The sequence below is a fragment of the Reyranella sp. genome (genome assembly GCF_965227665.1).
Taxonomy (GTDB): Bacteria; Pseudomonadota; Alphaproteobacteria; order Reyranellales; family Reyranellaceae; genus Reyranella.
Window position 1 is genome coordinate 3436677 of record NZ_OZ245767.1, and the last position, 26297, is coordinate 3462973.

The following is a 26297-nucleotide window of genomic DNA, read 5'->3' on the forward strand; positions in this document are numbered from 1 at the left end:
CCTCCCCAATTGAATGGGGAGGGCGAGGTGACACTATATATAGAGGGTCACTCAGGTCCCCCCATAGAGGGTGCTGGAATCCCTTGCCAGTCGTCGGGGAGGAGCCTATATCCGCGCCATCCTCATCGGGTTCACGGGATGAACCAAAGAAAAAGAGTGGGCCGAAAACCCGCTCTTTTCATTTGGCTCCATCTCAACCGCCCCATTCGTCGAGAAGTGCCGCCCGCGTGACCGATCTGCTGCGTCGAATCGAAGAAATCGTTGCCCCGACCGTGGTCGGCATGGGCTTCGAGCTGGTTCGTGTGGCCTTGAGCAAGGGCGGGACCCTGCAGCTCATGATCGAGCCCGCCGATGGACGGAGCCTGGACGTCGAGGATTGTGCGACCGTGTCGCGCGCGGTTTCGGCCGTTCTGGACGTCGAGGACCCGATTCCCGGAAACTACACGCTGGAAGTGAGTTCGCCCGGCATCGACCGGCCGCTGACTCGCCCCAAGGACTATGTGCGCTGGGCGGGTCATATCGCCCGCCTCGAGACGGCCCTCCCGGTGGAGGGACGCCGCCGCTTCAAGGGGACGCTGCTCGGGCTCGAGGGCGATCTGATCCGGTTGCGGCTCGACGACGGCAAGGAAGCCGCAGTGCCGCTCGAAGCCGTCACCCGCGCCAAGCTCGAACTGACCGACCGCCTGATCGAAGAACACCGTCTGGCCGCCGAAGGGCCGGCCGGGCAGACCCACTGAACGGACTGGCTAAAGCTAAAGGAAGAGGGAAGAGACATGGCGACGACAGCCGATATCCCGCGCCTCGAAATGCTGCAGGTGGCCGACATGGTCGCCCGCGAAAAAGGCATCGAGCGCGAGGAAGTGCTCGAAGCGATGGAGCAGGCCATCCAGAAGTCCGGCCGTGCCAAGTACGGGCTGGAGCACGACATCCGCGCCGAGATCGATCGCAAGACCGGCGAGATCAAGCTGCTGCGCTACATGCAGGTCTCCGACGTCATCGAGAATGAGAACACCCAGGTGTCGCTGGCCGATGCCCAGCGTCGCAATCCCGAGGCACAGGTCGGCGACTTCCTGACCGACGAGCTGCCGCCGATCGACTTCGGCCGCGTCGCCGCCCAGACCGCCAAGCAGGTCATCACGCAGCGCATGCGTGAGAGCGAGCGCAAGCGCCAGTACGAGGAGTTCAAGGACCGGATCGGCGAGATCGTGTCGGGCGTCGTCAAGCGCGTCGACTACGGCAACATCACCGTCGACCTGCAGCGCGCCGAGGGTGTCATCCGCCGCGACGAGACGATTCCGCGCGAGAGCCTGCGCGTGAACGATCGCGTACGCGCCTACATCTTCGACGTGCGCGAGGAGCCGCGCGGCCCGCAGATCTTCCTGTCGCGCAGCCATCCGCAGTTCATGGCCAAGCTGTTCACGCAGGAAGTGCCGGAAATCTACGACAACATCATCGAGATCAAGGCGGTGGCCCGCGATCCCGGCAGCCGCGCCAAGATCGCGGTGCTGAGCCATGACAGCTCGATCGATCCGATCGGCGCCTGCGTCGGCATGCGCGGCAGCCGCGTCCAGGCCGTCGTGCAGGAGCTGCAGGGCGAGAAGGTCGACATCATCCCGTGGTCGAACGACACGGCCAACTTCATCGTCAACGCGCTGGCGCCGGCCGAGGTCAGCAAGGTGCTGATGGACGAGGAGAAGAACAAGACCGAGGTCGTCGTCCCCGACGACCAGCTCAGCCTGGCGATCGGCCGCCGCGGCCAGAACGTCAAGCTGGCGTCCCAGCTCACCGGCTGGGAGATCGACATCATGACCGAGTCCGAAGAGAGCGAGCGCCGCCAGAAGGATACGCGCGAGCGCACCGAACTCTTCAAGGCCACGCTCGACGTCGACGACGTGATCGCCCACCTGCTGGTTGCCGAAGGCTACGCCTCGGTCGAGGACGTTTCCGAGGCCGCGGTCGAGGACCTGGCCACGGTCGAGGGCTTCGACGAGGAGATCGCCACCGAGCTGCAGCGCCGCGGCCGCGAATATCTCGAGAAGCGCGACGCCGAGCTGGCCGAGCGCCTGTCGTCGCTGGGCGTCTCCGAAGACGTGGCCAATGCCGAGGGTCTGACCCTGCCGATGGTGGTGGCGCTGGGCGAGGCGGGCGTGAAGACGCTCGACGACCTGGCCGACCTCGCTTCCGACGAGCTGCGCGAGATCGTGGGCGAGAGCGCCATGGATAACGACGCCGCCAACGCCATCATCATGAAGGCACGCGAGCACTGGTTCGACGACGAGGCCGCTCCGGCCGACGAAGCGGCCAAGGCCTGATCAGAGGAACGCGCCCTTGGCCCTTGCCTTCGCCATGAACGAACCCCATCTCTCGGCACCTCCCGCCGGTCCGATGCGTACCTGCATCGCGACCGGCGTCGAAGGCGCGCCGGAGACGATGATCCGGTTCGTCGTGGGTCCGGATGGCGAGGTCGTGCCGGATCTGGCGCGGCGGTTGCCGGGGCGCGGCATGTGGGTGCGGGCCGAGCGGGCCGCACTCGAACGGGCGGTCGAGAAGAAGCTGTTCTCCAGAGCGGCACGGGCGCCGGTGAAGGCTTCGGCGGAACTCGTCGACCGGGTCGAGCGGCTGCTCCTCGAAAGAGTACTGGCCGATCTCGGCCGGGCGCGTCGCGCGGGCCGCGCGGTGGCGGGCTTCGTGAAGGTCGAGCAGATGGTCGGCCGTCACCAGGCGGGACTTCTCGTCGTCGCCGAGGATACGGACGGCGACGGGCTACAGAAGCTGCGGGCGACCGGACTGCCGCTGGAGCGGCTGGGCGATGCGACCGCGCTGGGCGGAATCTTCGGCCGCGAACAGGCGGTCTACGTGGCGATCGCTCGCGATGATGCGGGCGGCGCCTTTATTGAACGAATTTCTGTCGGGGCGGCGCGTTGGCGCGGGTTCCGGCTGAACGGCGCCGGTTGACGGGCCGGAGCGGACCAAGGACAACAGCCGACATGACGGATCAGAACGAACAGAGCAAATCGACCAAGCCGCTGACCCTCTCGACGACGCGCACGGGCGCCGCGTCGAAGGCAGACGCGACGCAGGTGCGCCAGAAATTCTCGCACGGGCGTACGCGCGCGGTGACGGTCGAGGTCAAGAAGCCGGTGAAGCGGACCACCCCCGCTCCCGCGGCGACGGCTGCTCCCGCGCCTCAGCCCGCGGCACCTGCGCCTGCGCCGGCTCCGGCGCGCGAGGCACCGAAGGTTGCCCCGCCGCCCGCCGGGCGGACCCTCAAGCTCGGCAGCGGCGGCGGTCATCCGTCTGCGCCCCCGGCCAACCGCGCGCCGGCTCCGAGCCGGCAGCCCGGCGGTCGAGGGATCGTGCTGCGCACGCTCACCGAAGAAGAGAAGGAAGCGCGCGCCCGCGCCCTGGTCGACGCCAACCGCGACGCCGAAATCGCGCGCAAGCGAGCCGAAGAGGACGCCAAGCGCCGCGCGGTCGAGGAAGAGGCGCGCAAGAAGGCCGATGAGGAGCATCGTAAGCGCCTCGCCGAGGAAGAGGCGCGCAAGAAGGCCGAGGAAGAGGTCAAGCGCAAGGCCGACGCGCTCGTCCAGAAGCGCCTCGACCAGACCCCGCCGGTCTCGGCTCCGCCTGCTGCCACGGCTGCGCGTCCAGCGCAGACGGGCGATGCCCGTCCGGCCGCCCCGGCCTCCGCAGCGCCGGCCGCCCCCGTGCGCCGTCCCGTCGGTCCTTCGACCAGCGAAGCACTCCGCCGTCCGCCGCCGCGTCCGCCGCTGGCCATCAAGCGCCCGGCACAGCCGACGGGAGCTCGTCGCGAGGCGCCCAAGCGCCGCAACGACAAGGTCGATGTCGGTCGCGCCGTCGCCGGCGAGAACGATTTCCGCAGCCGGTCGGTGGCGCAGCAGCGCCGTCGCCTCGAGCGTGAACGGCGTCAGCAGTTCGGCAGCGAGCCGCAGCAGAAGGTCTATCGCGAAGTCACGATTCCCGAGACGATCACCGTCCAGGAACTCGCGGCGCGCATGTCCGAGCGTGGTGCAGACGTCATCAAGACGCTGATGCGCATGGGCGTGATGGCCACCATCAACCAGGCGATCGATGCCGACACGGCTGAACTCGTCGTCACCGAGATGGGCCATCGTTCCAAGCGCGTCACGGAAGGCGACGTGGAGACCGGCCTCGCCGATGTTCCCGATTCCGAAGAGTCGCTGGTTCCGCGTCCGCCGGTGGTGACGATCATGGGCCACGTCGATCACGGCAAGACCTCGCTGCTCGACGCGCTGCGCGCGACCGACGTGGCGGCGCACGAAGCCGGCGGCATCACCCAGCATATCGGCGCCTATCAGGTCACCCTGCCGTCGCAGCAGAAGATCACCTTCCTCGACACGCCGGGCCACGAGGCGTTCACCGCCATGCGCGCCCGCGGCGCCAAGGTGACGGACATCGTCGTGCTGGTCGTGGCCGGCGACGACGGCGTCATGCCGCAGACCAAGGAGGCGATCGCCCACGCCAAGGCGGCGGGCGTGCCGATCATCGTGGCCGTCAACAAGATGGACAAGCCGGGCGCGGATGCCAGCCGCGTCCACAACGAGCTGCTGCGCGAGGAGATCCAGGTCGAAGCGCTCGGCGGCGAGGTCCAGTCGATCGAGGTCTCGGCGACCAAGCGGATGAATCTCGACAAGCTCGAGGAAGCCATCCTGCTGCAGGCCGAAGTGCTCGAACTCAAGGCCAATCCCGAACGTGACGCCGACGGCGTGGTGATCGAAGCCAAGCTCGATCCGGGCCGCGGCTCGGTCGCGACGGTGCTCGTCCAGCGCGGCACGTTGATGGTCGGCGACATTCTGGTGGCCGGCTCGGTCTGGGGCCGCGTGCGGCGTCTCGTCGACGACCACGGTCAGGCCGTCGAGGAGGCCGGTCCGGCCTTCCCGGTCGAGGTCCTGGGTCTCGCCGGCACGCCGCAGGCGGGTGATGAATTCCACGTGGTGGAAAGCGAAGCGCGTGCGCGCGAAATCGCCGACTTCCGCGTGCGTCGTGATCGCCAGCTCGAGCTGGCGCGCGCGGCGGGCGGCCGCGGCACCCTCGAGGAGATGATCAAGGGCATCCGCGAGGGCACCGCCAAGGAACTGCCGGTGCTGATCAAGGCGGACGTGCAGGGTTCGGCGGAAGCGCTGGCCGGCGCCCTGTCGCGTCTCGGCACCGAGAAGGTCATCACGCGGGTCGTCTACAGCGGCGTCGGCGGCATCAGCGAAGCCGACATGACGCTGGCCAAGGCGTCGGGCGCGCTGATCATCGGCTTCAACGTGCGAGCGAACCCGCAGGCGCGCGAGATCGCGAAGCGCGACAAGGTCGACATCCGCTACTACTCGATCATCTACAAGGTGACCGAGGACATGCAGGCTCTGATGGTCGGCCTCCTCGACCCGACCTACAAGGAGACGCTGGTCGGCAACGCGCAGATCCGCGAAGTCTTCAAGGTCACCAAGTCCGGCAACGTCGCGGGCTGCATGGTCACCGATGGCAAGGTCACGCGCGGCAACAAGGTTCGCCTGTTGCGCGACAACGTCGTGATCCACGAGGGCACGCTGAAGAGCCTCCGCCGCTTCAAGGACGAAGTGAAGGAAGTGCAGCACGGCTTCGAGTGCGGCATGGCCTTCGAGAACTATGAAGACATGAAGGTCGGCGACATCGTCGAATGCTTCGACGTCGAGCAGGTCCAGGCGACCTTGTAGTAAAGTTTCCTCCCCCGTCAGCGGGGGAGGTGGAAGTAAGAGGAAAATCCTATGTCGCGACGTCGATCGTCCGACAAAGAAAATCGTGCTCCCGGCCAGCGTCAGCTGCGCGTCGGCGAGGAGATCCGCCATCTGCTGGCCGATCTCCTCGAGCGGGGAAACATGCGCGATCCCGATCTGCGCGACGCCAAGATCACCGTGACCTCGGTCGATGTCAGCCCCGACCTGCGCAACGCCACGGCCTATGTGATGCCGCTGGGCGGTGACGATCAGGAACGGCTGCTGGCCGCGCTGCGCCGCGCGGCGCCTTGGTTCCGCGGCCGGGTCAGCGAGAAGGCCGGCCTGCGCACCGCCCCCGAGATCCGCTTCGCGATCGACCGCACCTTCGACGAGGCCGACAAGATCGGCCAGCTCCTGCGCCGACCCGACGTCGCCCGCGATCTGAAGGACGAGGATTGAGTGCCGCCGGTCCGGCGACGGTTGGCGCGTAGCATCCTGACGGCCCAAACGAGCGCGATGGAACCCAAGAGCGGCGCGCTCGCCCCATGAGCCGCAGAAAAAAGGGCGAGAAGGTCGACGGCTGGATCGTGCTCGACAAGCCGGTCGGGCTGGGGTCGACGCCGGCCGTAAGTCGCGTCCGTCGGTTGTTCGGCGCGCAGAAGGCCGGACACGGCGGCACGCTCGATCCTCTGGCGAGTGGAATCCTGCCGATCGCGCTCGGCGAGGCGACCAAGACGGTGCCCTTCATCATGGATGCCCGGAAAGAGTACCGGTTCACCCTGCGTTTCGGCGAAGCCCGTGCGACGGAGGACGCCGAAGGCGCGGTCACGGCAACCAGCGACGTGCGGCCCACGGATGCCGCCCTCGCGGCCGCGCTGCCCGCTTTCCTGGGCGAGATCGAGCAGATGCCGCCGGCCTTCTCGGCGCTGAAAATCGACGGCAAGCGGGCCTACGATCTGGCCCGCGCCGGCGAGACCGTCGAGCTGAAGCCGCGCCAGGTGCTGATCGAGCGGCTGGAGCAGGTCGGGCGCCCGGATATCGATCACGCAGATTTCGTGGTCCAGTGCGGCAAGGGCACCTACATCCGGTCCCTCGGCCGCGATCTTGCCCTGGCGCTCGGGACCGTCGGGCACCTCTCGGCGTTGCGCCGGACGGTTGTGGGGCCGTTCCGGGAAGAGGGGGCCATTTCGCTTTCCAAACTGGAAGCCCTCGGGCATATTCCCGCGCTCTTCGGGGCCCTGGCTCCCGTTGCGACCGCGCTGGACGACATCCCGGCGCTGGCCATGACGGAAGCCCAAGCGGACCGGTTGCGCCAAGGCCAGCCGGTGCCCTTGACCCGGGACGCACCTCCGTCCGGCGCACTCGTTCGCGCCGAGGTCGGCAGCAGGCTCGTGGCGCTGGTCCGTTCGGACGGCGTCGCTCTCCAGCCGGTGCGCGTGTTCAACCTTTAGTTTCAGGAGATGACCGATGTCGATTACAGCCGACCGCAAGGCGGAGCTGATCAAGACGTATGCCCAGGCCGAAGGCGACACGGGTTCGCCGGAAGTCCAGGTCGCGATCCTCAGCGAGCGTATTTCCAACCTCACCGAGCACTTCAAGGGCCACGCGAAGGACCACCATTCGCGCCGCGGTCTGCTGAAGATGGTCGGCCAGCGCCGCCGCCTGCTCGACTACCTCAAGTCGCGCGACACACAGCGCTACGCCACGTTGATCGAGCGTCTGGGTCTGCGTCGCTGATCCAACGGCCCCATCCTCGGATGGGGCCTTTTCGCGTCGCGTCGCCCGGTCCCCGTGAGTTCGGCCGGCTGACGCGACTTCGCAGTAACCGGGAAGGCAGGGGCGAGAGCAAACGCCTGGCCCGGTCCTGCCGGCGCAAGGGCGCCGGTGGGCGGTCGCAGCCAAACGGGGGCAGGCGACCGTGATGGAAAGGATGAATGAGATGTTTGAAGTCTTTCGCAAGGAAGTCGAGTGGGCGGGGCGCAAGCTCGTGCTCGAGACCGGCAAGATCGCGCGCCAGGCCGACGGCGCCGTGATGGCCACCTACGGCGGCACCACCGTGCTCGCCGCCGTCGTGTTCGAGAAGAAGCCGAAGCCCGGCCTCGATTTCTTCCCGCTGACCGTGAACTACCAGGAGAAGGCTTTCGCCGCGGGCAAGATCCCCGGTGGCTTCTTCAAGCGTGAGGGCCGTCCCAGCGAGAAGGAGATCCTGACCTCGCGCCTGATCGATCGCCCGATCCGCCCGCTGTTCCACGAGAGCTATCGCAACGAGACGCTGGTCGTCGTCACGACGCTGGCCCACGATCTCGAGAACGATCCCGACATCCTGGCGATGGTCGCGACCTCTGCGGCGCTGACGATCTCCGGCGTGCCCTTCATGGGTCCGATCGGCGCGGCCCGCGTCGGCTACAGCGATGGCAAGTACATCGTGAATCCGACCAAGGCCCAGCTCGAGACGAGCTCGCTCGATCTCGTCGTCGCCGGCACCAAGGAAGGCGTGCTGATGGTCGAGTCGGAAGCCAAGGAGCTTTCCGAGGACGTCATGCTGGACGCCGTCATGGAGGCGCATCGTTCGTTCCAGCCGGTGATCGACGCGATCATCCAGCTCGCCGAGCATTGCGCCAAGGATCCGCTGCCGCTCACCGACCCGTCGGAAGCCTCCAAGACCGTCTCGGAGAAGCTCAAGGCCGAGATGCGGGCTAAGCTGGTCGAGGCCTTCGCCGAGACCCAGAAGCAGGCCCGCCAGGCCAAGATCGGCGCGGTGAAGACCGAGGCCAAGAAGCTGTTCGAAGGCGACGAGGCCGCCCTGGCCGCGTTCGGCGAGCAGTTCGGCAACCTCGAGGCCGACGTCGTGCGCAACGCCATCCTCGACACCGGCAAGCGCATCGACGGCCGCGACACCAAGACCGTCCGCCCGATCGTGGCCGAAGTCGGCATCCTGCCGCGTGCCCACGGCTCCTCGCTGTTCACCCGCGGCGAGACGCAGGCCCTGGTCGTCACCACGCTCGGCACCGGCCAGGACGAGCAGATCATCGACGCGCTCGAGGGCGAGTACCGCGAGCACTTCATGCTGCACTACAACTTCCCTCCCTACTCGGTGGGTGAAGTGCGCCGCATGGGTTCGCCCGGCCGCCGCGAGATCGGTCACGGCAAGCTCGCCTGGCGTGCGATCCGTCCGATGCTGCCGTCGAAGGACAAGTTCCCGTACACGATCCGCATCGTCTCGGAGATCACCGAGTCGAACGGCTCCTCCTCGATGGCCTCGGTCTGCGGCGGTTCGCTGGCGCTGATGGATGCCGGCGTGCCGATGGAGCGTCCGGTGGCGGGCATCGCCATGGGCCTGATCAAGGAAGGCGACCGCTTCGCCGTCCTGTCCGACATCCTGGGCGACGAGGATCACCTCGGCGACATGGACTTCAAGGTGGCCGGCACGGAGCGCGGCATCACCTCGCTGCAGATGGACATCAAGATCACCTCGATCACCGAGGAGATCATGAAGGTGGCGCTCGGCCAGGCCAAGGACGGCCGCATCCATATCCTCGGCGAGATGGCCAAGGGTCTGGGCGGCGCGCGTGAGGGCGTCGCATCGACCGCGCCGCGCATCACGCAGTTCACGATCCCCAAGGACAAGATCCGCGAAGTGATCGGCACGGGCGGCAAGGTGATCCGCGAGATCACCGAGCAGACCGGCACCAAGATCGACATCGAGGACGACGGCACGATCAAGGTCGCGGCGGTCGACGCCAAGGCCGGCCAGCGCGCCATCGACTGGATCAAGGGCATCGTGGCCGAGCCGGAAGTCGGCGTCATCTACACCGGCAAGGTCGTGAAGACCGTCGAGTTCGGCGCCTTCGTGAACTTCCTCGGTGCGCGCGACGGCCTCGTGCACATCTCGGAGCTGGCGCCGCGCCGCGTCGCCAAGGTCACGGACGTCATCAAGGAAGGCGACCAGGTCAAGGTCAAGGTCCTGGGCGTCGACGACCGCGGCAAGGTCCGCCTCTCGATGAAGGTGGTCGACCAGGAGACCGGCGAGGACATCTCGAACAAGCCGGTCGACGAGGCTCCCGCCGGCGAGTAATCGCCGATCGATCGATAACGGAAACGGCGGCCTACGGGCCGCCGTTTTTGTTTGCGGATTCCGCAGCAGGTATTGGCGGGACCCGCGTCGCCATGCCCGCTCAAGCGTCTCGCCGCAGACGCACCTCATAACTATTCGCAGTCAGAATGTGAAATTATTTGATCCGCGGCAGAAATGTGCGAGAACGCTTCAGGCTTGGCAGGGGAGCGAAGCAATGAAACCGACACGGCCGGTCCTCGCGGCGTTGGCCGCGACCCTCGCGATGGCGTCCACTGCGGGGAGCACCCTCGCCCAGCCCCTGACCGGGACGCTGGCGCGCCCGGCCTACAAGTTCACCACGCCGATGCCGCACGGCGTCGTCGTGCCTGACAGCGTCGAGACGCGCCTCGGATCGTTGCGATTCCTGGGCGGCGTGCCCGACCAGGCAAGCACCGACCGGATCTACGACAATCTCGACTTCCAGCGGGCGGTTCAGGCCTATCTGCTCGCTCTCCCGGTGGTCAACCAGATGGCCAACCGCGCCGGCATTCTCGCCATCGGTCCGGCGAACACCACCGTGCCGATCTGGGAGCAGCTGGTCGATTCGCGGACCGTCGAGCTGACCGCCAACGACAACACGCCCTACACATGGTTCTGGATCGACCTGCGCAAGGGTCCGCTGGTGGTCGAGGCGCCGCCCAAGGTTCTCGGCCTGGTCAACGACATCTGGTATCGCTGGGCCGGCGATATCGGGTTTACCGGCCCGGACCGCGGCGAAGGCGGCAAGTTCCTCATCCTGCCGCCCGGCTACGAGGGCGAGGTGCCTTCTGGCTACCACGTCATCCGTCCGGGCAGCCTCAGCGTCTGGGTCGCATGGCGCAGCTTCGTCGTCGACGGCAGCCCGGCGCCGGGCGTCGACCTCGTCAAGAAGATGACGAGGGTCTATCCGCTCGGCCAGTCCGCCGCGTCGGCGCCGATGACATTCGTCGACATGTCGGGCAAGCCCTTCAACATGGTGGGTCCCGGTGACTTCCGCTTCTGGGAGCTGCTGAACGAGGCGGTGCAGAACGAGCCGACCGAGGCGGTCGATCCCACGACGCTCGGGTTCTGGGCATCGATCGGCATCCAGAAGGGCAAGCCCTTCGCGCCCGAAGATCGGATGAAGAAGATCCTCACCGAAGCGGCGGTCGTCGGCGACGCCACGGGGCGGACGCTGTTCTACCGGAACCGCGAGAAGGAGGCCCTGTTCTTCGCAGACCGGAAATGGAAGCGTCCCTTCATCGGCGGCTACAGGTTCGAGTGGCAGCCCGGCGTGGCCAACCTGACCGGCAGCGCGATGTACTTCTTCGCGGCAACGGGCGTCACGCCGGCGATGGACACGCAGATCGTGGGCGAAGGCTCGACCTATCCGTGGACGGCGACGGACGCCGATAACAATCCCCTCGATGGCGGCAAGAGCTACAGGCTGCGCCTTCCGCCGAACGTCCCGGTCAAGACCTTCTGGTCGGTGATCGTGTACGACGCCCAGACCCGCTCGATGCTGCAGACCGATGCTCAGTTCGCGAGCGTGAGCAGCCAGAACAAGTCGGTCCAATCCAACCCCGACGGCTCCGTGGATGTGTATTTCGGCCCCAGGGCGCCGGCTGGCCGCGAGAGCAACTGGATCCAGACCGTTCCCGGCAAGTCGTGGTTCACGATCCTGCGCCTCTACGGCCCGCTGGAACCGTGGTTCAGGCAGGAATGGCGGCCGGACGACATCGTCCTGCTGCCGTGACGAGCTGCCTGGGCTCGAGCTGACTCGCTTCATGTCCGAATGGGCGAAGCGCGCCCGCCCGGACAATGCAGCGCGCTTTCATTTTCCGACAGGCGCTCGAAGAACATGTAGAGACGGAATGCCGGAGTCGACTTCGGTGGGGTGCGTCCTCTAGCGTGCGGCCCGACTATTGCTGTGTGTGGGCCCATGAAAATCTCGCGACGTCTCCTGACAACTCTCCTGGGCGCGGCGCCCCTGGCGGCTGCGGTCCAGGCCAAGGCCCAATCTCCGAGCGACTGGCCGACCCGGCCGGTGCGGTTCCTCGTGCCCTGGCCGGCCGGCGGGCTGAACGACGTCATCGCCCGCGCCTTCAACGACAAGGTCTCGGCGGCGCTGGGCCAGACCGTGATCACCGACTTCAAGGCCGGCGCCGCCGGCCGCATCGGCGTGACCGAGATCGCCAAGGCCAAACCCGACGGCTACACGATCGGCATGGGCAACCTCGGCCCGCTCACCATCTTCCCCTCGCTGTACAAGCAGATGCCCTACAGCGTGAAGGCCGACCTGATCCCGATCACCATGTTCGCGGCCTCGCCGCTAGTGCTGGTGGTCGCGGGCAACTCGCCGATCAAGACGGCCCAGGAACTCATCGATGCCGCCAAGGCCAAGCCGGGCGTGATGAACTTCGCCTCGGTCGGCCAGGGCAGCCCGGCGCATCTCACCTTCGAGCTGCTGAAGAAGCGCACCGGCATCGACGTCGTGCACGTTCCGTTCAAGGGCACCAACGAATCGCTGCCGGCGCTGTTTGCGGGCGACATCCAGACGACCTTCGACACGCTGCCGAGCCTGCTGCCGCACATCCAGGCCGGCAGGCTGCGGGCGCTCGCGGTGACGACCTTGGCACGCGTGCCGCAGTTGCCCGAGGTGCCCTCGCTCAAGGAACTGTCACTGGCCGATTCCGAGGTGGTGTCCTGGTACGCGCTGATCGCGCCAGCCGGCACGCCGGCACCGATCGTCGACCGGCTCTACAAGGAATACACAGCCGCCGCGCAGACGCCCGACGTCCAGAAACTTCTATCGGACCAGGGTCTCATCTACCTGCCCAACACGACGGCGCAGTTCCAGGCACGTATTGCCGAGGAGACCGCGCGCTGGGCCCAGCTCATCAAGGACAACAAGCTCGAACTCGACCAGTAGGGCGGCGGGACGGAAAGCGGCGGCCTTTGGGCCGCCGTTTTTGTTTGCGACGTCTGCGGAGTGACGAAGTTCCCGATCCTCTCCCGCCGCACGCTGCTGGCCGGCGCCGGCCTCGGCCTGGTGTCTCCTCTGCCGGTGTTCGCCGCCGGCCTCGTGCCGACTCCCGAACAGACCGAGGGGCCGTTCTATCCGGCGGGTTTCCCGGCCGACATCGACAACGACCTCGTCCGGGTGCGCGGGCAGGCGGCGCAGGCGATGGGGCAGGTGCTGCATCTGCAGGGAAGGGTGATGGATCTGAGCGGTGGCGCCCGTGGCGGCGCGATGATCGAGATCTGGCAATGCGACGTGCAGGGCATTTACGACCATCCGCGCCAGCCGGGTCGCGATCGGCGCGATGCGGCGTTCCAGGGCTACGGCCGCATGCTGGTCGACTCCGAGGGCCGCTACAGCTTTCGCACCCTGAAGCCGGTCGCCTATCCCGGCCGCACGCCGCACATTCATCTCAAGGTGGCGACGGGTGACGGGCGAATGCTGACCAGCCAGTTCTATGTCGCGGGCGATCCCCAGAACGAGCGCGACGGCGTGTTCAGGCGGGCGGCGCGCTCCCCGGGCCAGCGCGAGCGGGTCGAAATGAAGCTGGAGCCGGCATCGGGCCTGGAGCCCGGCGCGGTGGCTGCCACGATGGATATCGTGATCGCCTGAGAGCGGCCTACTGCTCGCCGCTGGCGCTCGGCGCGGCGCTGCCATCGTGCGGCAGGCCGATCGCGTGATAGCCCGAATCGACGAAGTGCACCGTGCCGGTGACGCCGGCGCTCAGGTCGGACAGATAGTAGAGGGCCGCGCCGCCGACATCGCTCAGCTCGACGTTGCGGCGCAGCGGCGCCGCGTCGCGCGACACGCGATAGACGTAGCGGGCGCCGCCGATCACGGCACCGGCCAGGGTGCGCATCGGGCCGGGCGAGATCGCGTTTACCCTCACGCCCTGCGGGCCGAGATCGGCCGCGAGATAGCGCACGCTGGCCTCGAGCGCGGCCTTGGCCACGCCCATGACGTTGTAGGACGGCATCACCCGCGTCGAGCCTTCGTAGGTCAGCGTGATCATGCTGCCGCCCTCGGTCATCAGCGGCAGCGCGCGGCGCGCGATCTCGGTGAAGGAGTAGCAGGAGATGGTGAGGCTGCGCTGGAAGTTGGCCTTGGTCGTGTCGACATAGCGGCCCTTCAGCTCCTCCTTGTCGGAGAAGGCGATGGCGTGCACGACGAAGTCGAGCCGGCCCCATTCCTGCTTCAGCGTCTCGAACAGCCGGTCGAGGCTCGCCTCGTCCTCGACATCGGCCTCGACGACCACTTTCGAGCCGAGCTTCTGGACCATCGGCAGCACGCGCTTGCCGAAGGCCGCCCCCTGGTAGGTGAAGGCCATCTCGGCACCCGCCGCGTGCAGCGCCTGGGTGATGCCCCAGGCGATCGAATGGCTGTTGGCCACGCCCATGACCAGGCCGCGTTTGCCGGCCATGAGTTTGGGGACGTCAGGCAGAGACCTGGCGACGGGATCGTTGGGCATTTAATCCGCCTCAGTGATCGTAGCGGGAGAACAGGAGGCAGGCGTTGGTGCCGCCGAAGCCGAAGCTGTTCGACATCACCGTCTGCAGACCGGCGTTGTCGATGCGCTCACGGGCGATGGGATAGCCCTCGGCCCCGGGATCGAGATTTTCGATGTTGGCCGAAGCGGCGATGAAGTCGTGCTTCATCATCAGCAGCGAATAGATCGCCTCGTGGGCGCCGGTCGCACCCTGGCTGTGGCCGGTCAACGACTTGGTCGAACTGACGGCCGGCAGTTTGTCGGGCTGCCGGTCGCCGAACACGGCGCGGATGGCGTCGAGTTCGGTGATGTCGCCGACCGGCGTCGCCGTGCCATGCGTATTGATGTAGTCGACCGGGCTGTTGCGCCGGGGGGCACCCGGAAAACCCTCGAGGGCCAGCTTCATGCAGCGCAGGGCGCCCTCGCCGGAGGGGGCGACCATGTCGGCGCCGTCGGAGGTGGCGCCATAGCCGATCACCTCGGCATAGATCTTCGCGCCGCGGGCCTTGGCGACCTCGAGATCTTCGAGCACCAGGATGCCGCCGCCGCCCGCGATGACGAACCCGTCGCGGTCCTTGTCATAGGCGCGACTCGCCCGCTGCGGCGTGTCGTTGAACTTGGACGACATGGCGCCCATGGCATCGAACAGCACGGAGAGCGTCCACTCCAGCTCCTCGCCGCCGCCCGCGAACATGCGGTCGGCCTTGCCGAGCTGGATCGTCTCCACGGCATTGCCGATGCAGTGGGCGGAGGTCGAGCAGGCCGAACTGATCGAGTAGCTCGGGCCCTTGATCTTGTAGGCGGTGGCGAGGTTTGCGGAGACGGTGCTCGACATGGCGCGCGGCACCTGGAACGGACCGACGCGCTTGGGTCCCTTTTCCTTGGCGGTGAGGGCCGCCTGGACGATGGCGCCGGTCGTCGGTCCGCCCGAGCCGGCCACCAGGCCGGTCCGGTCGTTCGAGACCTCGGCCTCCGACAGGCCCGCATCCTCGATCGCCTGCTTCATCGCGAGATAGGCATAGGCCGCGCCGTTGCCCATGAAGCGCATGAGGCGCCGGTCGACCAGCTCCTCGACATTGAGCTTCAGGGTGCCGGCGACCTGGCTGCGGAAGCCCAGGTCACGGTACTCCGGCATGAACTCGATGCCCGACTTGCCTTCCTTCAGGGATTGGGTGACCTCGGCGGCATTGTTGCCGATCGGCGAGACGATCCCGAGACCCGTGACGACGACGCGTTTCATCAGACTGTCGCTCCAGCGGGCATCGGACCGTCCTTGACCAGGCCGACCTTCATGTCGTTGGCCTCATAGACCGGGTTGCCGTCGGCGGTCACGAAACCGTCGCCGACGCCCATGACGAGGCGGCGCAGGATGAGCCGCTTGGGATGGACGTGATAGGTGAGTTTCTTGACCGTCGGCACGATCATGCCGGTGAGCTTGACCTCGCCGACGCCGATCGCCCGGCCGCGGCCCGGCGCCTTCATCCAACCCAGGAAGAAGCCCAGCATCTGCCACAGCGCGTCCAGCCCCAGGCAGCCGGGCATCACCGGATCGCCCTTGAAGTGGCAGGCGAAGAACCAGAGGTCCGGCTTCACGTCCAGCTCGGCGATGATCTCGCCCTTGCCGTACTTGCCTCCGGTCGAATCGATTTTGACGATGCGGTCGAACATCAGCATGGGCGGCAGCGGCAGCTGGGCGTTCCCGGGCCCGAAAAGGTTGCCCTTGGCGCATTCGATCAAGTCTTCGAAAGTATAGCTATTCTTCTGCTCGTGCTCGCTCACATTCACCGTCCCACAGGCCGCCCCGAAAGGCTTCGGGGCCAGAATAAGGATGCCGGACGCCGGGTGCAAACGGGCCTCGCCGGCAAAACACGCCCTTCTCTTGTCTCTTTCACCTGCGTACATAAGATTGCAATCATGACAGACAATGGCCCCGACCATACCGTCAGCCTGCGTGCCGCAGGTTTGCGACCGACCCGCCAGCGCGTGGCCCTGGCGCGGGTGCTGTTCGAGGGCGGCCATCGCCACGTCACTGCAGAGAGCCTGCACGCAGAGGTCAAGGCGACCCGCATGCCGGTTTCGCTGGCCACCGTCTACAATACGCTGAACCAGTTTCGCGACGCCGGGCTGCTGCGCGAAGTGGTCGTCGCGCCCGGTCGCTCCTATTTCGACACCAACACCGGACATCACCATCACTTCTTCGTCGAGACCGACGGGGAATTGCACGATTTTCCGTCCGAGGAAGTGACGATTGCCGGCCTGCCGGCGCCGCCCGAGGGCACGACGCTCGCCCGGGTCGACGTGATCGTCCGCGTGCGCCGTTAAGGCGATTGCGAAGCGTTTGCAATAACTTAGAACGGTTCTAAGGTTCTTGACGCCAGCGTGCACGGCCTCCTAAATCCCCTCGTGAGATTGGCGGATGGGCCGATCGCAAAGGGAGTAAGACCATGGCGAACCTCAAGGGATCCAAGACCGAAGAAAACCTCAAGGCCGCTTTCGCCGGCGAGAGCCAGGCCAATCGCCGTTACCTGTATTTCGCCCAGAAGGCCGACGTCGAAGGCTACAACGACGTCGCCGTCGTCTTCCGTTCGACCGCCGAGGGTGAGACCGGCCATGCGCACGGCCATCTCGAGTTCCTCGAGGTGAGCGGCGATCCGGCCACCGGCCTGCCGATCGGCCCGACCGACAGCAACCTCAAGGCCGCGATCGCCGGCGAGACGCACGAGTACACCGACATGTACCCGGGCATGGCGCGCACCGCGCGCGAGGAAGGCTTCGCCGAGGTCGCCGACTGGTTCGAGACGCTGGCGAAGGCCGAGAAGAGCCACGCCGGCCGCTTCCAGAAGGCCCTCGACACGATGGGCTGAGCCCCTCCGGGCTCGTTCCGAAGGGGACCCCGCGCGGGTCCCCTTTTTCTTCCCGCTCCCCTCCGACGAAGCGAGCGACCATGCGCGAAGGCAGTCTCGAAGCACCGATCCGGCACGACCTCGACTGGCAGAATCCCTGGTTCTGGGACGAGGGTGCGCTCGAGAAGGAGATGGAGCGCGTCTTCGACATCTGTCACGGCTGTCGCCGCTGCTTCAACCTCTGCGACTCCTTTCCGCGCCTGTTCGACCTGATCGACAACGGTCCGACAGGGGAACTCGATGGGGTGAAGAAGGAGGATTACGCGCAGGTCGAGGAAGCCTGCACGCTCTGCGACATGTGCTTCATGACCAAGTGTCCCTACGTGCCGCCGCACGAATGGGCGCTGGATTTCCCGCACCTCATGCTGCGCCACCGCGCCGTGCAGGCGCGCAAGAAGGGCGTCAATTTCGTCGACAAGCAGCTGGCCGATACCGACCGCACCGGACGGCTCGGCACCTTCCTCGCCGCCGCCGCGAACTGGGCGACTGACGAGCACAACACGACCACCCGCCGGAGCATGGAGCGCTTGGCCGGCATCCATCACGGGGCGCGGCTGCCGCGCTATGCCGGCGAGACGTTCGAGATCCGCGCCCGTCGCGAGGGTGCCGTGCTGAACGAGGCGGCGCCGGCCTTCGGCAAGCGCAAGGCCGTCCTCTATGCGACCTGTTTCGTGAACTTCAACAACACCGACATCGGCGCCGCTGCGCGCGCCGTCCTGGCGAAGAACGGCGTCGAGACCGAGGTGGTGCATCCGGCCTGCTGCGGTATGCCCAAGCTCGAACTGGGCGACATCGAATCGGTGGCCAACGCGGCAAAGGAAGTCTCGGCGGCCCTGCTGCCGTGGGTCGACAAGGGCTACGACATCATCGCGCTGACGCCGTCCTGCGCGTTGATGCTCAAGTTCGAATGGCCGCTCATCTGCCCGAAGGATCCGGCGATCGAGCGGCTGTCGAACGCCACCTTCGACCTGTCCGAATACGTCGTCGACATCGCCAAGAAGCACGGTCTGGCGCCAGGCCTGGAGACTCTGGAAGGCGGCGTCAGCGTCCATCTCGCCTGCCATGCACGGGCGCAGAACATGGGCGCGAAGGCGGCCGAGATGCTGCGCCTGGTGCCCGGCACGCGGGTCGCCGTCATCGAACGCTGCAGCGGCCATGGCGGCATCTGGGGCGCGCGAACGGAGAATTTCGAGACCGCGGTGAAGGTCGGCAAGCCCGCCGCGCAGGCCGCCCTCAAGAACGACACCAGCTTCGTGGCGTCGGAATGCCCCTTGGCGGCGGATCACCTGATGCAGGTGATGGAAATGACGGCAGGCGACCAGATGCCGAAGCCGTCGCGGGCCAGCCATCCGATCGAACTTCTGGCGCAGGCCTACGGGCTTGCCGGGACGGACAAGTGATGACCCGCAAGATCGAAGCCTCCGACATCATTCCGATCGCGGAGTACGGCAAGCTGCGGGCCGAGCGCCGCAAGCGGATTTCGGAGATCAAGAAGAACCGCCGGCTGGAAGTCGGTCCGTTCGCGACCTTCTATTTCGAATCCTTCGACACCATGCTGCACCAGGTGCTCGAGATGCTGTTCATCGAGAAGGGCGGGGCCGAGCAGCTCCCGGACGAACTGGCGGCCTACAATCCGCTGATCCCCACCGGCAGCGAGCTGGTCGCCACCGTGATGTTCGAGATCGACGATCCGCTGCGGCGGGCGCGCGTGCTGGGCATGCTGGGCGGCGTCGAGCACAAGGCCTTCATCCGGGTGGGCGCCGAGACGATCCGCGGCGTCCCGGAAGACGATCAGGAGCGGTCGCGCGAGGACGGCAAGGCATCGTCGGTGCAGTTCATCCGCTTTCCCTTCACGTCGGCGCAGATCGAGGCCTTCAGGGGCGGCGTGGGCGACGTCGTGGTCGGTTTCGATCACGCCAATTACGGCCACATGGCCGTGATGTCGGCGCCCGTGCGCCAGGCGCTGTCGGCCGACTTCGCCTGAGCCCCGACGCCCGTCGTCAGTAGTTCATCGGCAGCACCAGGACGATCGGGTCGCCCCGCATGCCGGCCGGCACCGGCGGCAGCGGCATGGCGCGCCGGATCGCCGCCATCTCGGCATTGTCGATCAGCGGCCAGCCGCTCGACCGGTCGAGCCTGATGTCGAGGAGTTCGCCGGCACGGCTGATGGTGACGCGCGTCACCACGCGGCCATGCTGGCGTGCCGCGCGGGCCGCGGCGGGATAGTCACGATAGGGATCGATGTGGCGATAGACGCGCGACAGGTAGTCGTTGCGGGCGCCACCGTCGCCCGTCGACTGGTCGAAGGAACTGGTCGACTGTCCGCCGAGGCTCGACGTCTGCGGCGGATAATCCTGCAGCTTCTGCCCGGGTGCCTGGGCGGTGCGGGGCGCGGTTGGCGGACGGGCAGCCGGGCGCGCGGGACGCGGGGGCGGCGCGGCGAGAGACGGCTCCACCGTCACCTGCGGCTTCCACGACGAGACGTCGGTCTGCCACTCGGCTTCCGATTCTCCTTCGACGAGCGGTTGCGGCGTGGCCGCTGCCGTCTCGGGGGGTGATGGTTCCGAAGGCTGTACCGGGGCGGGCTCCGCCGCCGGGTCGTTCGGCGCGACTTGGGCCGGAACATTTGCCGGGGCAGGTTCGGCACGCGGGGCAGGCGTTGGCGACGGAGGAACTGCCGCCATCTCCGCGGGGCTGGGGTCACGCGGGGGCGGTTCTGGAAGCGCAGGCGCGGCCGGGGCGATGGCTGCCTGCTGGATGGACTCGGGCGGGGTCACGGGCTCGAAACGTTCGGGCGACGAGGGAGTCGGCTCGGATTGCACCGACTCGGCGGTGGGCGGGGCGGCAGCGGCCAGATTGCCTGCCGACAGCGGCTCCGGCTCGACCGAGATCATGATCGGCGTTTCGGCATGGTCGAGGCTGCGCGACGGCTGAGCCCACCACAGCGCCGCGGCGACGAGCAGGTGCAGGCCGATCGCCAGGGCAAGCGCCGCCGGCGACATGCGCCCGGATTGCGACCCGATGAAACTGTCGTGTGTCACGGCAGCCAAGTTCTACGTCCGCCCGGCACCCGCGGCCAGCCGGATCGACGACGGCGCGAACGGCGCTACCGCTGCTCGTTGTAGCGGAAGCTGACGGGAAGCTGGAACGTGTGGCTGTTGCCCGTGAGTTCAGCCGGCAGGGGCGGATAGGGGCTGGCCCGCCGGATCGTGTCCATCACACCGGCATCGAGCGAGGGAAGGCCGCTCGATTTCTCCATGACCACGTTGAGCAACTGCCCCTGCCGGGAGATCGTCACCCGGGTCAGCACAGTGCCTTCCTCGCGAATCACGCCGGTGTTCTTCGGGACATAGGGGAACTGCGCGATCCGCCGCATCACCTCCCAGAGATATTGCTCCTGCGCTCGCTTCTCGCCGTAATTGTCGGCCGGGTTGCGAAAGGTCGGCGAAGACGGGGCGGCGGCCTGCGAGCCTTGCGAGGATCGCGGCTGCTGGCCGAGCGGAGACGGGCGGAGCTGTTGCGGCGGCGCGGGCGGCGCCTGCGGCCGAGGGGGCGGCGGCGGAGGCGGCGGCGCCGGACGCGCGGCCTGCTGTGGCTTGGGAGGCGGTGGCGGCGGGGGGGCCGGCACAGGCTTCGGGATGTCCCGTTCCGTTACGGGCGGCGGCGGCGCCTCGAGCGGCGGCAGGGCCTGCTCCAGTGAGGGCGGCGGCGGCGCGGGGGGCTCCGGCCGGGCGAGGGCCTGCTGCTGCTGCGGTGGAGGGGGCGGGTCCGGCTGGGCAAGCGCCTGCTGCTGGGGCGGCGGCTCGGGCGGCGCCGGTTTCGGCTCCTCCTTCGCGGCTTCCTGCTTCGGCTCCTCCGGCTTCGGCTCGTCCTTGGGGCCGGCCTCCTGCACCTTGTCGGGCGTCGGCATGTCCGTGGCGCGCGGCGCGGGCTTTTCCGCTCCCGCGACGTCGCGGGGATCTGTACTGCGCTCGGCGGGCGGCGGCGGGAGACCCAGGCGCATGGGCGGCGTCTGAGGCTGCTGGGGGGTCGGTGTCGGCGGGGGCGCAGGCGGCGGCGGGCTCGATGCTGCCGGCTGGGCTGCCGGCTGGGCTGCCGGCTGGGCTGCCGACTGGGCTGCCGGTTGGGCTGCGGCTTCAGGGGCCTTCTCGGCCGCCACCGGCGGTGGCTGCGGGGCCTCCATCGAGACCTCGATCGCGTCCTCGAAATGATCGACCGGCCGCAACGGCGAGATCCAGAACAGCGCCAGTCCCACGGCGGCATGCAGCAGCACGGCCAGCGCCAGGGCGGCGGGCGGCATGTGCTCGAAGCGGGAAGCGGTGAAACTGACGTCGTGGGTCACGGGAACCCGTTCTACGAGGCGGCTCGACGCGCCGCTAGTTGATCGGCTCGGATTTGTAGACGCCCCACATGCCGCTCCGTTCGATCCAGCCGGTTACGCCGGAAACCTTGACCCGGCACCAGTCGCCGGCACAGGAGCGAATCTCGCCCAGGACTTCCGGCTCGAGCTTGGCCACCACCTCGGCCGATGCGGCCGGCGTCTTGTGCAGGCTGGCGGTTTTCGCGTTGATGATGAAGGAGCGCTTGCCGCTGAGCAGGCTCTGGTGCACCCAGCCGCTGGCGCCCTGCCAGTCGCGGATTTTGCGCCAGTTCTCGTACTCGGCGACGATTTCGACCGGCATGGCCTTGCGCTTGAACATCCAGTCGACGGGATAGCGCGCGCCGGGTCCCGTGCGAACGTTCACTTCGTCGGAACGCAGGGACGCGAAACGGGGAATGGGGAGGCCGGACCCCTTGCGCTGGGTGGCGGTCGGTTTGTCGGGGGCGGCGAAGGCTGCGGTGCCGCCTGCTTGGGGCAGGGAAAATGCCGCCAAAGCCACGAAGAAGCCGCAAAGCAGGACGGACGATCGAATTCCCATTGCCGCCTATATACCTGATTTCTTCAAATCCAGCGACAAGCTCCTGATAAGGCGCGACTTTCTGGCTTGTAAATAGGCAGGGGCGTTTGCTGGACAAAACGCGCGCGGACTTGGTAATCCGGGTCGGTCACTGTTCGAGCCAGCGCCGGTCCCATTTCGCACATGCCGTCCCCTTCCAAGAAGAAGCCGCTGGTGATCGTCACCCGGAAGCTCCCCGACGCCATCGAAACGCGTCTGATGGAGCTGTTCGACACGCGTCTCAACGCCGACGACAAGTCGATGACCGGTCCCCAGCTCGTGGAGGCCGTGAAGACGGCCGATGTGCTGGTGCCCACGGTGACCGACCGGATCGACGCCCGCGTGCTGTCGCAGGCAGGTCCGAAGCTGAAGCTGATCGCCTCGTTCGGCACTGGCGTCGACCATATCGACCTCGATACGGCCCGCCAGCGCGGCATCACCGTCACCAACACGCCGGGCGTGCTGACCGAGGACACCGCCGACATGGCGATGGCGCTGGTTCTGGCCACCGCGCGCCGCGTCGGCGAGGGCGAGCGGCTGGTGCGCAGCGGCAAGTGGTCCGGCTGGAGCCCGACCTCGATGCTGGGCGGCCGCCTGCAGGGCAAGCGGCTGGGCATCGTCGGCATGGGCCGCATCGGCCAGGCGCTGGCGCGTCGCGCGCGCGGCTTCGGCCTGGCGATCCACTATCACAACCGCAAGCGCGTTCACGGCGAGATCGAGCGCGAGCTCGAGGCGACCTACTGGGAGAGCCTCGACCAGATGCTGGCGCGCATGGACATCGTGTCCGTGAACTGCCCGCATACGCCCGCGACGTTCCACCTTCTCTCCGCGCGGCGTCTCAAGCTGATGAAGCCGACCTCGATCCTGGTGAACACCGCGCGCGGCGAGGTGATCGACGAGAACGCCATGGTGCGCATGCTGAAGGCGGGCGAGATGGCCAGCGCCGGCCTCGACGTCTACGAGAACGAGCCGCAGGTGAACCCCAAGCTGCTCGAAATGGACCGCGTCGTGCTGCTGCCGCACATGGGCTCGGCCACGCTCGAGGGCCGCATCGAGATGGGCGAGAAGGTCCTGATCAACATCAAGACCTTCGCCGACGGCCACAAGCCGCCGGACCGGGTGCTCGCCACCATGTTCTAGGCGCGCTACGCGCGCCGGCGGGCGGCAGGCGCTGCAGCGAAGCGAAGCGCCGAGAGCCCGCACGGCTCCCCTTGCGCACCGTTTCTTAAAGATCCCCCTCGACCATCTCGCGCGCCCGATTGTCGATCAGCACGTCGCGCGTGGCGCGGCCGACCTGGGCGCCGATCAGGATGGTGAGCGACGTCCAGTACATCCAGACCATGATGGCGGCGAAGCCCGCCGTGGCACCGAACGCCGAGGTGAGCTGGGTCACCTCGAAATAGAAGACCAGCGCACGGTTGCCGACCGCGAAGAGCAGGGCGTTCACCAGGCCGCCGATCAGCGCGTAGCGCCAGGGGACGCGGCCGGTCGGCAGCCACTTGTAGATCAGCGTGAAGAAGCCCGAGAGCAGGCCGTAGTGCACGGAGGTCGAGATCGCCGGGCCGATCCAGACGCCGAGGATGGGGAATCTCTCGAGCACGCCGGCATAGGCCGAGATCAACACGCTCGCCAGGATCACCACGATCAGCACGACGCCCAGCACGATCATCAGCAGCACGGCGAGCAGCCGCGACTTGAGGCTGGCCAGGACGGGATGCACCGTCGGGCCTTTATTGTCCCGCCAGATCGCGTCGATGCCGTCGTCCAGCTCAACGAACACGCGGGTGCCGGTGTAGAGCAGCACGGCGGCGCCGGCGAGGGCGGCGATGCCGCCGCCGCGGAACAGGTCCTCGGAGGCGAAGCGGCGGATGGTGCGCAGCTGGTCCTGCGCCACGACGGTGCCCAGCGCATCGAAGATCGTCTCCTGGGCCATGAACCGGCCGACGAACGGTTCGGCAATGGCGATGGTGAAGATCATGATCGGGCCGAGCGCGAACATGGTGTAGAACGCCATGGCCGCGGCCGAAGTCGAGAGCCGGTTGGCGAAGTAGCCGTAGCCGGCCTCGTAGGCGATCCGCCAGAGCGTGGTGATCATGTTCGCCGTTGGTGAGCGATGACGTCGGGAGAGTACGCCCGAAGCGGCCCCGCGGTTGCCGGTCTTTGCATGACGGCCAATACTCTGCCGATCAGTATTGCTTGAGGCCGAGGCCGGCGATCGCGAGCAGGATCGAGGCGGTACCCAGGGTCGCCGCCGACCCGAGCGTTCCCAGCAGCCGGCCCTTGGGGATCAGGCCCAGCATGCCGCCGGCATGCAGCAGGCGGGCCACCAGCAGCACCACCGACAGGGCCGCCACGAGGCCGAAGCCGTAGAAGTCGCTCGCCATGTAGATCATCAGCAGGGTGAGCGGCGCGAACTCCACCAGGTTGCCGTGCGCCCGCACCGCGGCCTGCATCTCGGCATCGCCGCCGTCCCCCAGGTTGATCCGCTTGCGGCCCCGCATCAGGCCGACATTCACGGCCAGCGCGACCGCCAGCAGGCCCAACAGCCCGGCGCAAACGAAGAACACGGGCATGGCAGCCTCCCTCTCTCGATTCCAGGGCAATCGCGTATGGCCGAGAACGGCCGGTGTCGTTGGCCCTCCAGGAAGGTAAGGGTCCCTCACTCCGTTCGGGATGACAATTTTGTTGGGATTTGCGCCGTGCGCCGATCAACCAAACGGTGTCATCGCGAACGGAGTGAGGGGCCTTTACCTCATATGCGATAGCCCCGCTCTCGATCCGAGGTGCATTCTATGGCCATTCCGGATCAAGACCAGCAGGAGACGTGCGATCTGGCGTGGCCGGAGTCTTTCCGACCGGGGCGGAATGTCATCAGTCTTTCCAGAAACCACCTCACCCTGAGGAGCATCGCGCAGCGATGCGTCTCGAAGGGTGGGAACGCGCACCTTGCCTGTTGCCCATCCTTCGAGACGCGCCGCTTCGCGGCGCTCCTCAGGATGAGGTAAGTGCTTGAATCGATTCAATTCATTTCCGGCCAGACTCTCAGGATGAGACGGTATGGGTGAACCAGAAGCGGAATGGTCCCTAGACCGGCTTGGCGGCGTTCTCGTAGCCGAATTCCAGGTCGAGCGCGGCGATTTGGCGGCGGAAGTCGATCCGCATCTTAGCTTTCTCGCTCTCGTCCAGCCACGAGGCCTCGACCGAATTCAGGCTGAACATCCGGGCCTTGTCGGGGCCCCAGCCGATCGTCTCGAACAGGGTCGTGAAGCCGTGGCCGAGATTGGTGCCGAACATCGCCGGATCGTCGGTGTTGATCGTGACGTTCAACCCGGCCTCGACCATGCGGCGGATGCGCTGCGGCCGGTGCGGCCGGTTGTGCAGCAGGCTGGTCCAGGCGCAGGGCGTGAAATATAGCCCGTCCTTGCGCGCCTCGCTCATCACGAAGTCCGAGGCCAGCATGTTGTAGCCATGGTCGATGCGGTCGCAGCGCAGCACGTCGCGGCAGATCAGGTAATTGGTCGGCGGCGCTTCGAGCGGCGTGAGATAATCCTCGCAGCAATGGGCCGTGCAGCGCAGCCCGCCCTTGCGCGCGAGCGCATAGGCCTCGGCGAAGATGGCGGGTGGGCCGACGCTCTCGTTGCCGTCCAGCCCGATGCCGATCACCAGCTCATGGCGATGCGCCAGCGCCGTCTCCACGATCTCGACCGCCTGGGCGGCTGAATTGATCGAGCGGTCGATGCAGCAGATCAGCCGGGCGGAGATGCCGAAGTCGCGGCCGACGCGCTCGATGCCATTGGCCATGCCGGCCACCATCGAGGGATAGTCGATGCCGTTGGGATAGAAATAGTCGGGATTGAAGAAGAACTCGACGTGCCGCAGGTTGCCGTCGCGCGCGGCATCCTCGCAGTATTCGTAGACCGCGCGGCTGAAATCCTCGGGCGTGCGCAGCACCGAGGCGGTGAGGCGCAGGATTTCCAGGAACCCGTCGAAGTTGGGCCACTGGTAGAGCTGCTCGGCCGGCCGAGGCAGCGGCAGGCCGTACTTCTTCGCGAGCTCGGCCACGGTCGTCGCGCGCAGGGTGCCGGCGAGATGGCAATGCAGCTCGGCCTTGGGAATGCGCCGCAGGTAATCGTCGGCAACCGCTTTCGCCATGG

The 26297-nt window shown here is 67.3% G+C and carries 25 protein-coding genes; 16 read left to right on the plus strand and 9 right to left on the minus strand.

Going from position 1 to position 26297, the window contains the following annotated elements; genetic code table 11:
• Positions 1-227 precede the first annotated feature (227 nt).
• The 11 genes from rimP to ACO07I_RS16590 all read left to right on the plus strand — a co-directional run bounded on the left by rimP (position 228) and on the right by ACO07I_RS16590 (position 13429).
• Positions 228-737, plus strand: a complete 510-nt coding sequence (gene rimP / locus ACO07I_RS16540; protein WP_422009478.1) for a ribosome maturation factor RimP — start codon at positions 228-230, stop codon at positions 735-737.
• A gap of 36 nt (positions 738-773) precedes the next feature.
• A complete protein-coding gene (nusA, locus tag ACO07I_RS16545) occupies positions 774-2312 on the plus strand; it encodes a transcription termination factor NusA (RefSeq protein WP_422009479.1) in 1539 nt (512 codons plus the stop codon).
• Between the two features lie 16 nt (positions 2313-2328).
• Positions 2329-2955, plus strand: a complete 627-nt coding sequence (locus tag ACO07I_RS16550; RefSeq protein ID WP_422009480.1) for an RNA-binding protein — start codon at positions 2329-2331, stop codon at positions 2953-2955.
• A gap of 32 nt (positions 2956-2987) precedes the next feature.
• On the plus strand, positions 2988-5723 hold the full coding sequence (infB, locus tag ACO07I_RS16555; protein ID WP_422009481.1) for a translation initiation factor IF-2: 2736 nt from the start codon (positions 2988-2990) through the stop codon (positions 5721-5723).
• A gap of 51 nt (positions 5724-5774) precedes the next feature.
• The gene (gene rbfA, locus ACO07I_RS16560; protein WP_422009482.1) at positions 5775-6182 is read left to right on the plus strand and encodes a 30S ribosome-binding factor RbfA; all 408 of its coding nucleotides are present in this window, start codon (positions 5775-5777) and stop codon (positions 6180-6182) included.
• Between the two features lie 86 nt (positions 6183-6268).
• Positions 6269-7174, plus strand: coding sequence for a tRNA pseudouridine(55) synthase TruB (gene truB / locus ACO07I_RS16565; RefSeq protein ID WP_422009483.1), 906 nt, complete (start codon positions 6269-6271; stop codon positions 7172-7174).
• A gap of 16 nt (positions 7175-7190) precedes the next feature.
• Positions 7191-7460 carry a 30S ribosomal protein S15 gene (gene rpsO, locus ACO07I_RS16570; protein WP_422009484.1) on the plus strand — a complete coding sequence of 90 codons (270 nt, stop codon included), beginning with the start codon at positions 7191-7193 and terminating at the stop codon, positions 7458-7460.
• A gap of 202 nt (positions 7461-7662) precedes the next feature.
• On the plus strand, positions 7663-9798 hold the full coding sequence (gene pnp, locus ACO07I_RS16575; protein WP_422009485.1) for a polyribonucleotide nucleotidyltransferase: 2136 nt from the start codon (positions 7663-7665) through the stop codon (positions 9796-9798).
• Between the two features lie 214 nt (positions 9799-10012).
• A complete protein-coding gene (locus tag ACO07I_RS16580) occupies positions 10013-11551 on the plus strand; it encodes a DUF1254 domain-containing protein (RefSeq protein WP_422009486.1) in 1539 nt (512 codons plus the stop codon).
• A gap of 186 nt (positions 11552-11737) precedes the next feature.
• Positions 11738-12727: a Bug family tripartite tricarboxylate transporter substrate binding protein gene (locus tag ACO07I_RS16585; RefSeq protein ID WP_422009487.1), complete on the plus strand. Its 990-nt coding sequence runs from the start codon at positions 11738-11740 to the stop codon at positions 12725-12727.
• Between the two features lie 60 nt (positions 12728-12787).
• Positions 12788-13429: a protocatechuate 3,4-dioxygenase gene (locus ACO07I_RS16590; protein WP_422009488.1), complete on the plus strand. Its 642-nt coding sequence runs from the start codon at positions 12788-12790 to the stop codon at positions 13427-13429.
• 7 nt (positions 13430-13436) lie between these two features.
• Here ACO07I_RS16590 and ACO07I_RS16595 read toward each other — a convergent pair whose 3' ends face one another.
• Genes ACO07I_RS16595 through fabA form a run of 3 tightly spaced genes read right to left on the minus strand, consistent with a single transcriptional unit; the run spans position 13437 to position 16082 of the window.
• Positions 13437-14285 (minus strand): SDR family oxidoreductase, encoded by an 849-nt coding sequence (locus tag ACO07I_RS16595; RefSeq protein ID WP_422009489.1) that lies wholly within the window; start codon positions 14283-14285, stop codon positions 13437-13439.
• 10 nt (positions 14286-14295) lie between these two features.
• Positions 14296-15543 (minus strand): beta-ketoacyl-ACP synthase I, encoded by a 1248-nt coding sequence (gene fabB / locus ACO07I_RS16600; protein ID WP_422009490.1) that lies wholly within the window; start codon positions 15541-15543, stop codon positions 14296-14298.
• Positions 15543-16082: a 3-hydroxyacyl-[acyl-carrier-protein] dehydratase FabA gene (fabA, locus tag ACO07I_RS16605; RefSeq protein WP_298318823.1), complete on the minus strand. Its 540-nt coding sequence runs from the start codon at positions 16080-16082 to the stop codon at positions 15543-15545. Before fabA ends, fabB begins: the two co-directional genes overlap by 1 nt.
• Positions 16083-16217: 135 nt before the next feature.
• Here fabA and irrA point away from each other — a divergent pair, with 135 nt between their 5' ends.
• The 4 genes from irrA to ACO07I_RS16625 all read left to right on the plus strand — a co-directional run bounded on the left by irrA (position 16218) and on the right by ACO07I_RS16625 (position 19190).
• Positions 16218-16625 carry an iron response transcriptional regulator IrrA gene (gene irrA, locus ACO07I_RS16610; RefSeq protein WP_422009491.1) on the plus strand — a complete coding sequence of 136 codons (408 nt, stop codon included), beginning with the start codon at positions 16218-16220 and terminating at the stop codon, positions 16623-16625.
• Between the two features lie 122 nt (positions 16626-16747).
• Positions 16748-17167 carry a rubrerythrin family protein gene (locus ACO07I_RS16615; RefSeq protein ID WP_422009492.1) on the plus strand — a complete coding sequence of 140 codons (420 nt, stop codon included), beginning with the start codon at positions 16748-16750 and terminating at the stop codon, positions 17165-17167.
• An 80-nt stretch (positions 17168-17247) separates the two neighbouring features.
• Positions 17248-18606: a heterodisulfide reductase-related iron-sulfur binding cluster gene (locus ACO07I_RS16620; RefSeq protein ID WP_422009493.1), complete on the plus strand. Its 1359-nt coding sequence runs from the start codon at positions 17248-17250 to the stop codon at positions 18604-18606.
• Complete coding sequence (locus ACO07I_RS16625; protein WP_422009494.1) at positions 18606-19190, plus strand: DUF3501 family protein; 585 nt, start codon at positions 18606-18608, stop codon at positions 19188-19190. Before ACO07I_RS16620 ends, ACO07I_RS16625 begins: the two co-directional genes overlap by 1 nt.
• 16 nt (positions 19191-19206) lie before the next feature.
• Here ACO07I_RS16625 and ACO07I_RS16630 read toward each other — a convergent pair whose 3' ends face one another.
• The 3 genes from ACO07I_RS16630 to ACO07I_RS16640 all read right to left on the minus strand — a co-directional run bounded on the left by ACO07I_RS16630 (position 19207) and on the right by ACO07I_RS16640 (position 22125).
• Positions 19207-20247: a TonB family protein gene (locus ACO07I_RS16630; RefSeq protein WP_422018297.1), complete on the minus strand. Its 1041-nt coding sequence runs from the start codon at positions 20245-20247 to the stop codon at positions 19207-19209.
• Positions 20248-20312: 65 nt separating this feature from the next.
• Positions 20313-21548, minus strand: a complete 1236-nt coding sequence (locus ACO07I_RS16635; RefSeq protein WP_422009495.1) for an energy transducer TonB family protein — start codon at positions 21546-21548, stop codon at positions 20313-20315.
• Between the two features lie 34 nt (positions 21549-21582).
• Positions 21583-22125: an SH3 domain-containing protein gene (locus ACO07I_RS16640; RefSeq protein WP_422009496.1), complete on the minus strand. Its 543-nt coding sequence runs from the start codon at positions 22123-22125 to the stop codon at positions 21583-21585.
• Between the two features lie 162 nt (positions 22126-22287).
• On the opposite strand from ACO07I_RS16640, the gene ACO07I_RS16645 reads away from it, so the two are divergent.
• Positions 22288-23283: a 2-hydroxyacid dehydrogenase gene (locus ACO07I_RS16645; protein ID WP_422009497.1), complete on the plus strand. Its 996-nt coding sequence runs from the start codon at positions 22288-22290 to the stop codon at positions 23281-23283.
• 85 nt (positions 23284-23368) lie between these two features.
• Here the strand turns inward: ACO07I_RS16645 and ACO07I_RS16650 are convergent, their stop codons facing one another.
• The 3 genes from ACO07I_RS16650 to add form a co-directional block, all read right to left on the minus strand.
• Positions 23369-24238 carry a YihY/virulence factor BrkB family protein gene (locus ACO07I_RS16650; protein ID WP_422009498.1) on the minus strand — a complete coding sequence of 290 codons (870 nt, stop codon included), beginning with the start codon at positions 24236-24238 and terminating at the stop codon, positions 23369-23371.
• Positions 24239-24329: 91 nt separating this feature from the next.
• Positions 24330-24716, minus strand: a complete 387-nt coding sequence (locus ACO07I_RS16655; protein ID WP_422009499.1) for an MAPEG family protein — start codon at positions 24714-24716, stop codon at positions 24330-24332.
• Positions 24717-25227: 511 nt separating this feature from the next.
• Complete coding sequence (gene add, locus ACO07I_RS16660) at positions 25228-26295, minus strand: adenosine deaminase (protein WP_422009500.1); 1068 nt, start codon at positions 26293-26295, stop codon at positions 25228-25230.
• Between the last annotated feature and the right edge of the window lie 2 nt (positions 26296-26297).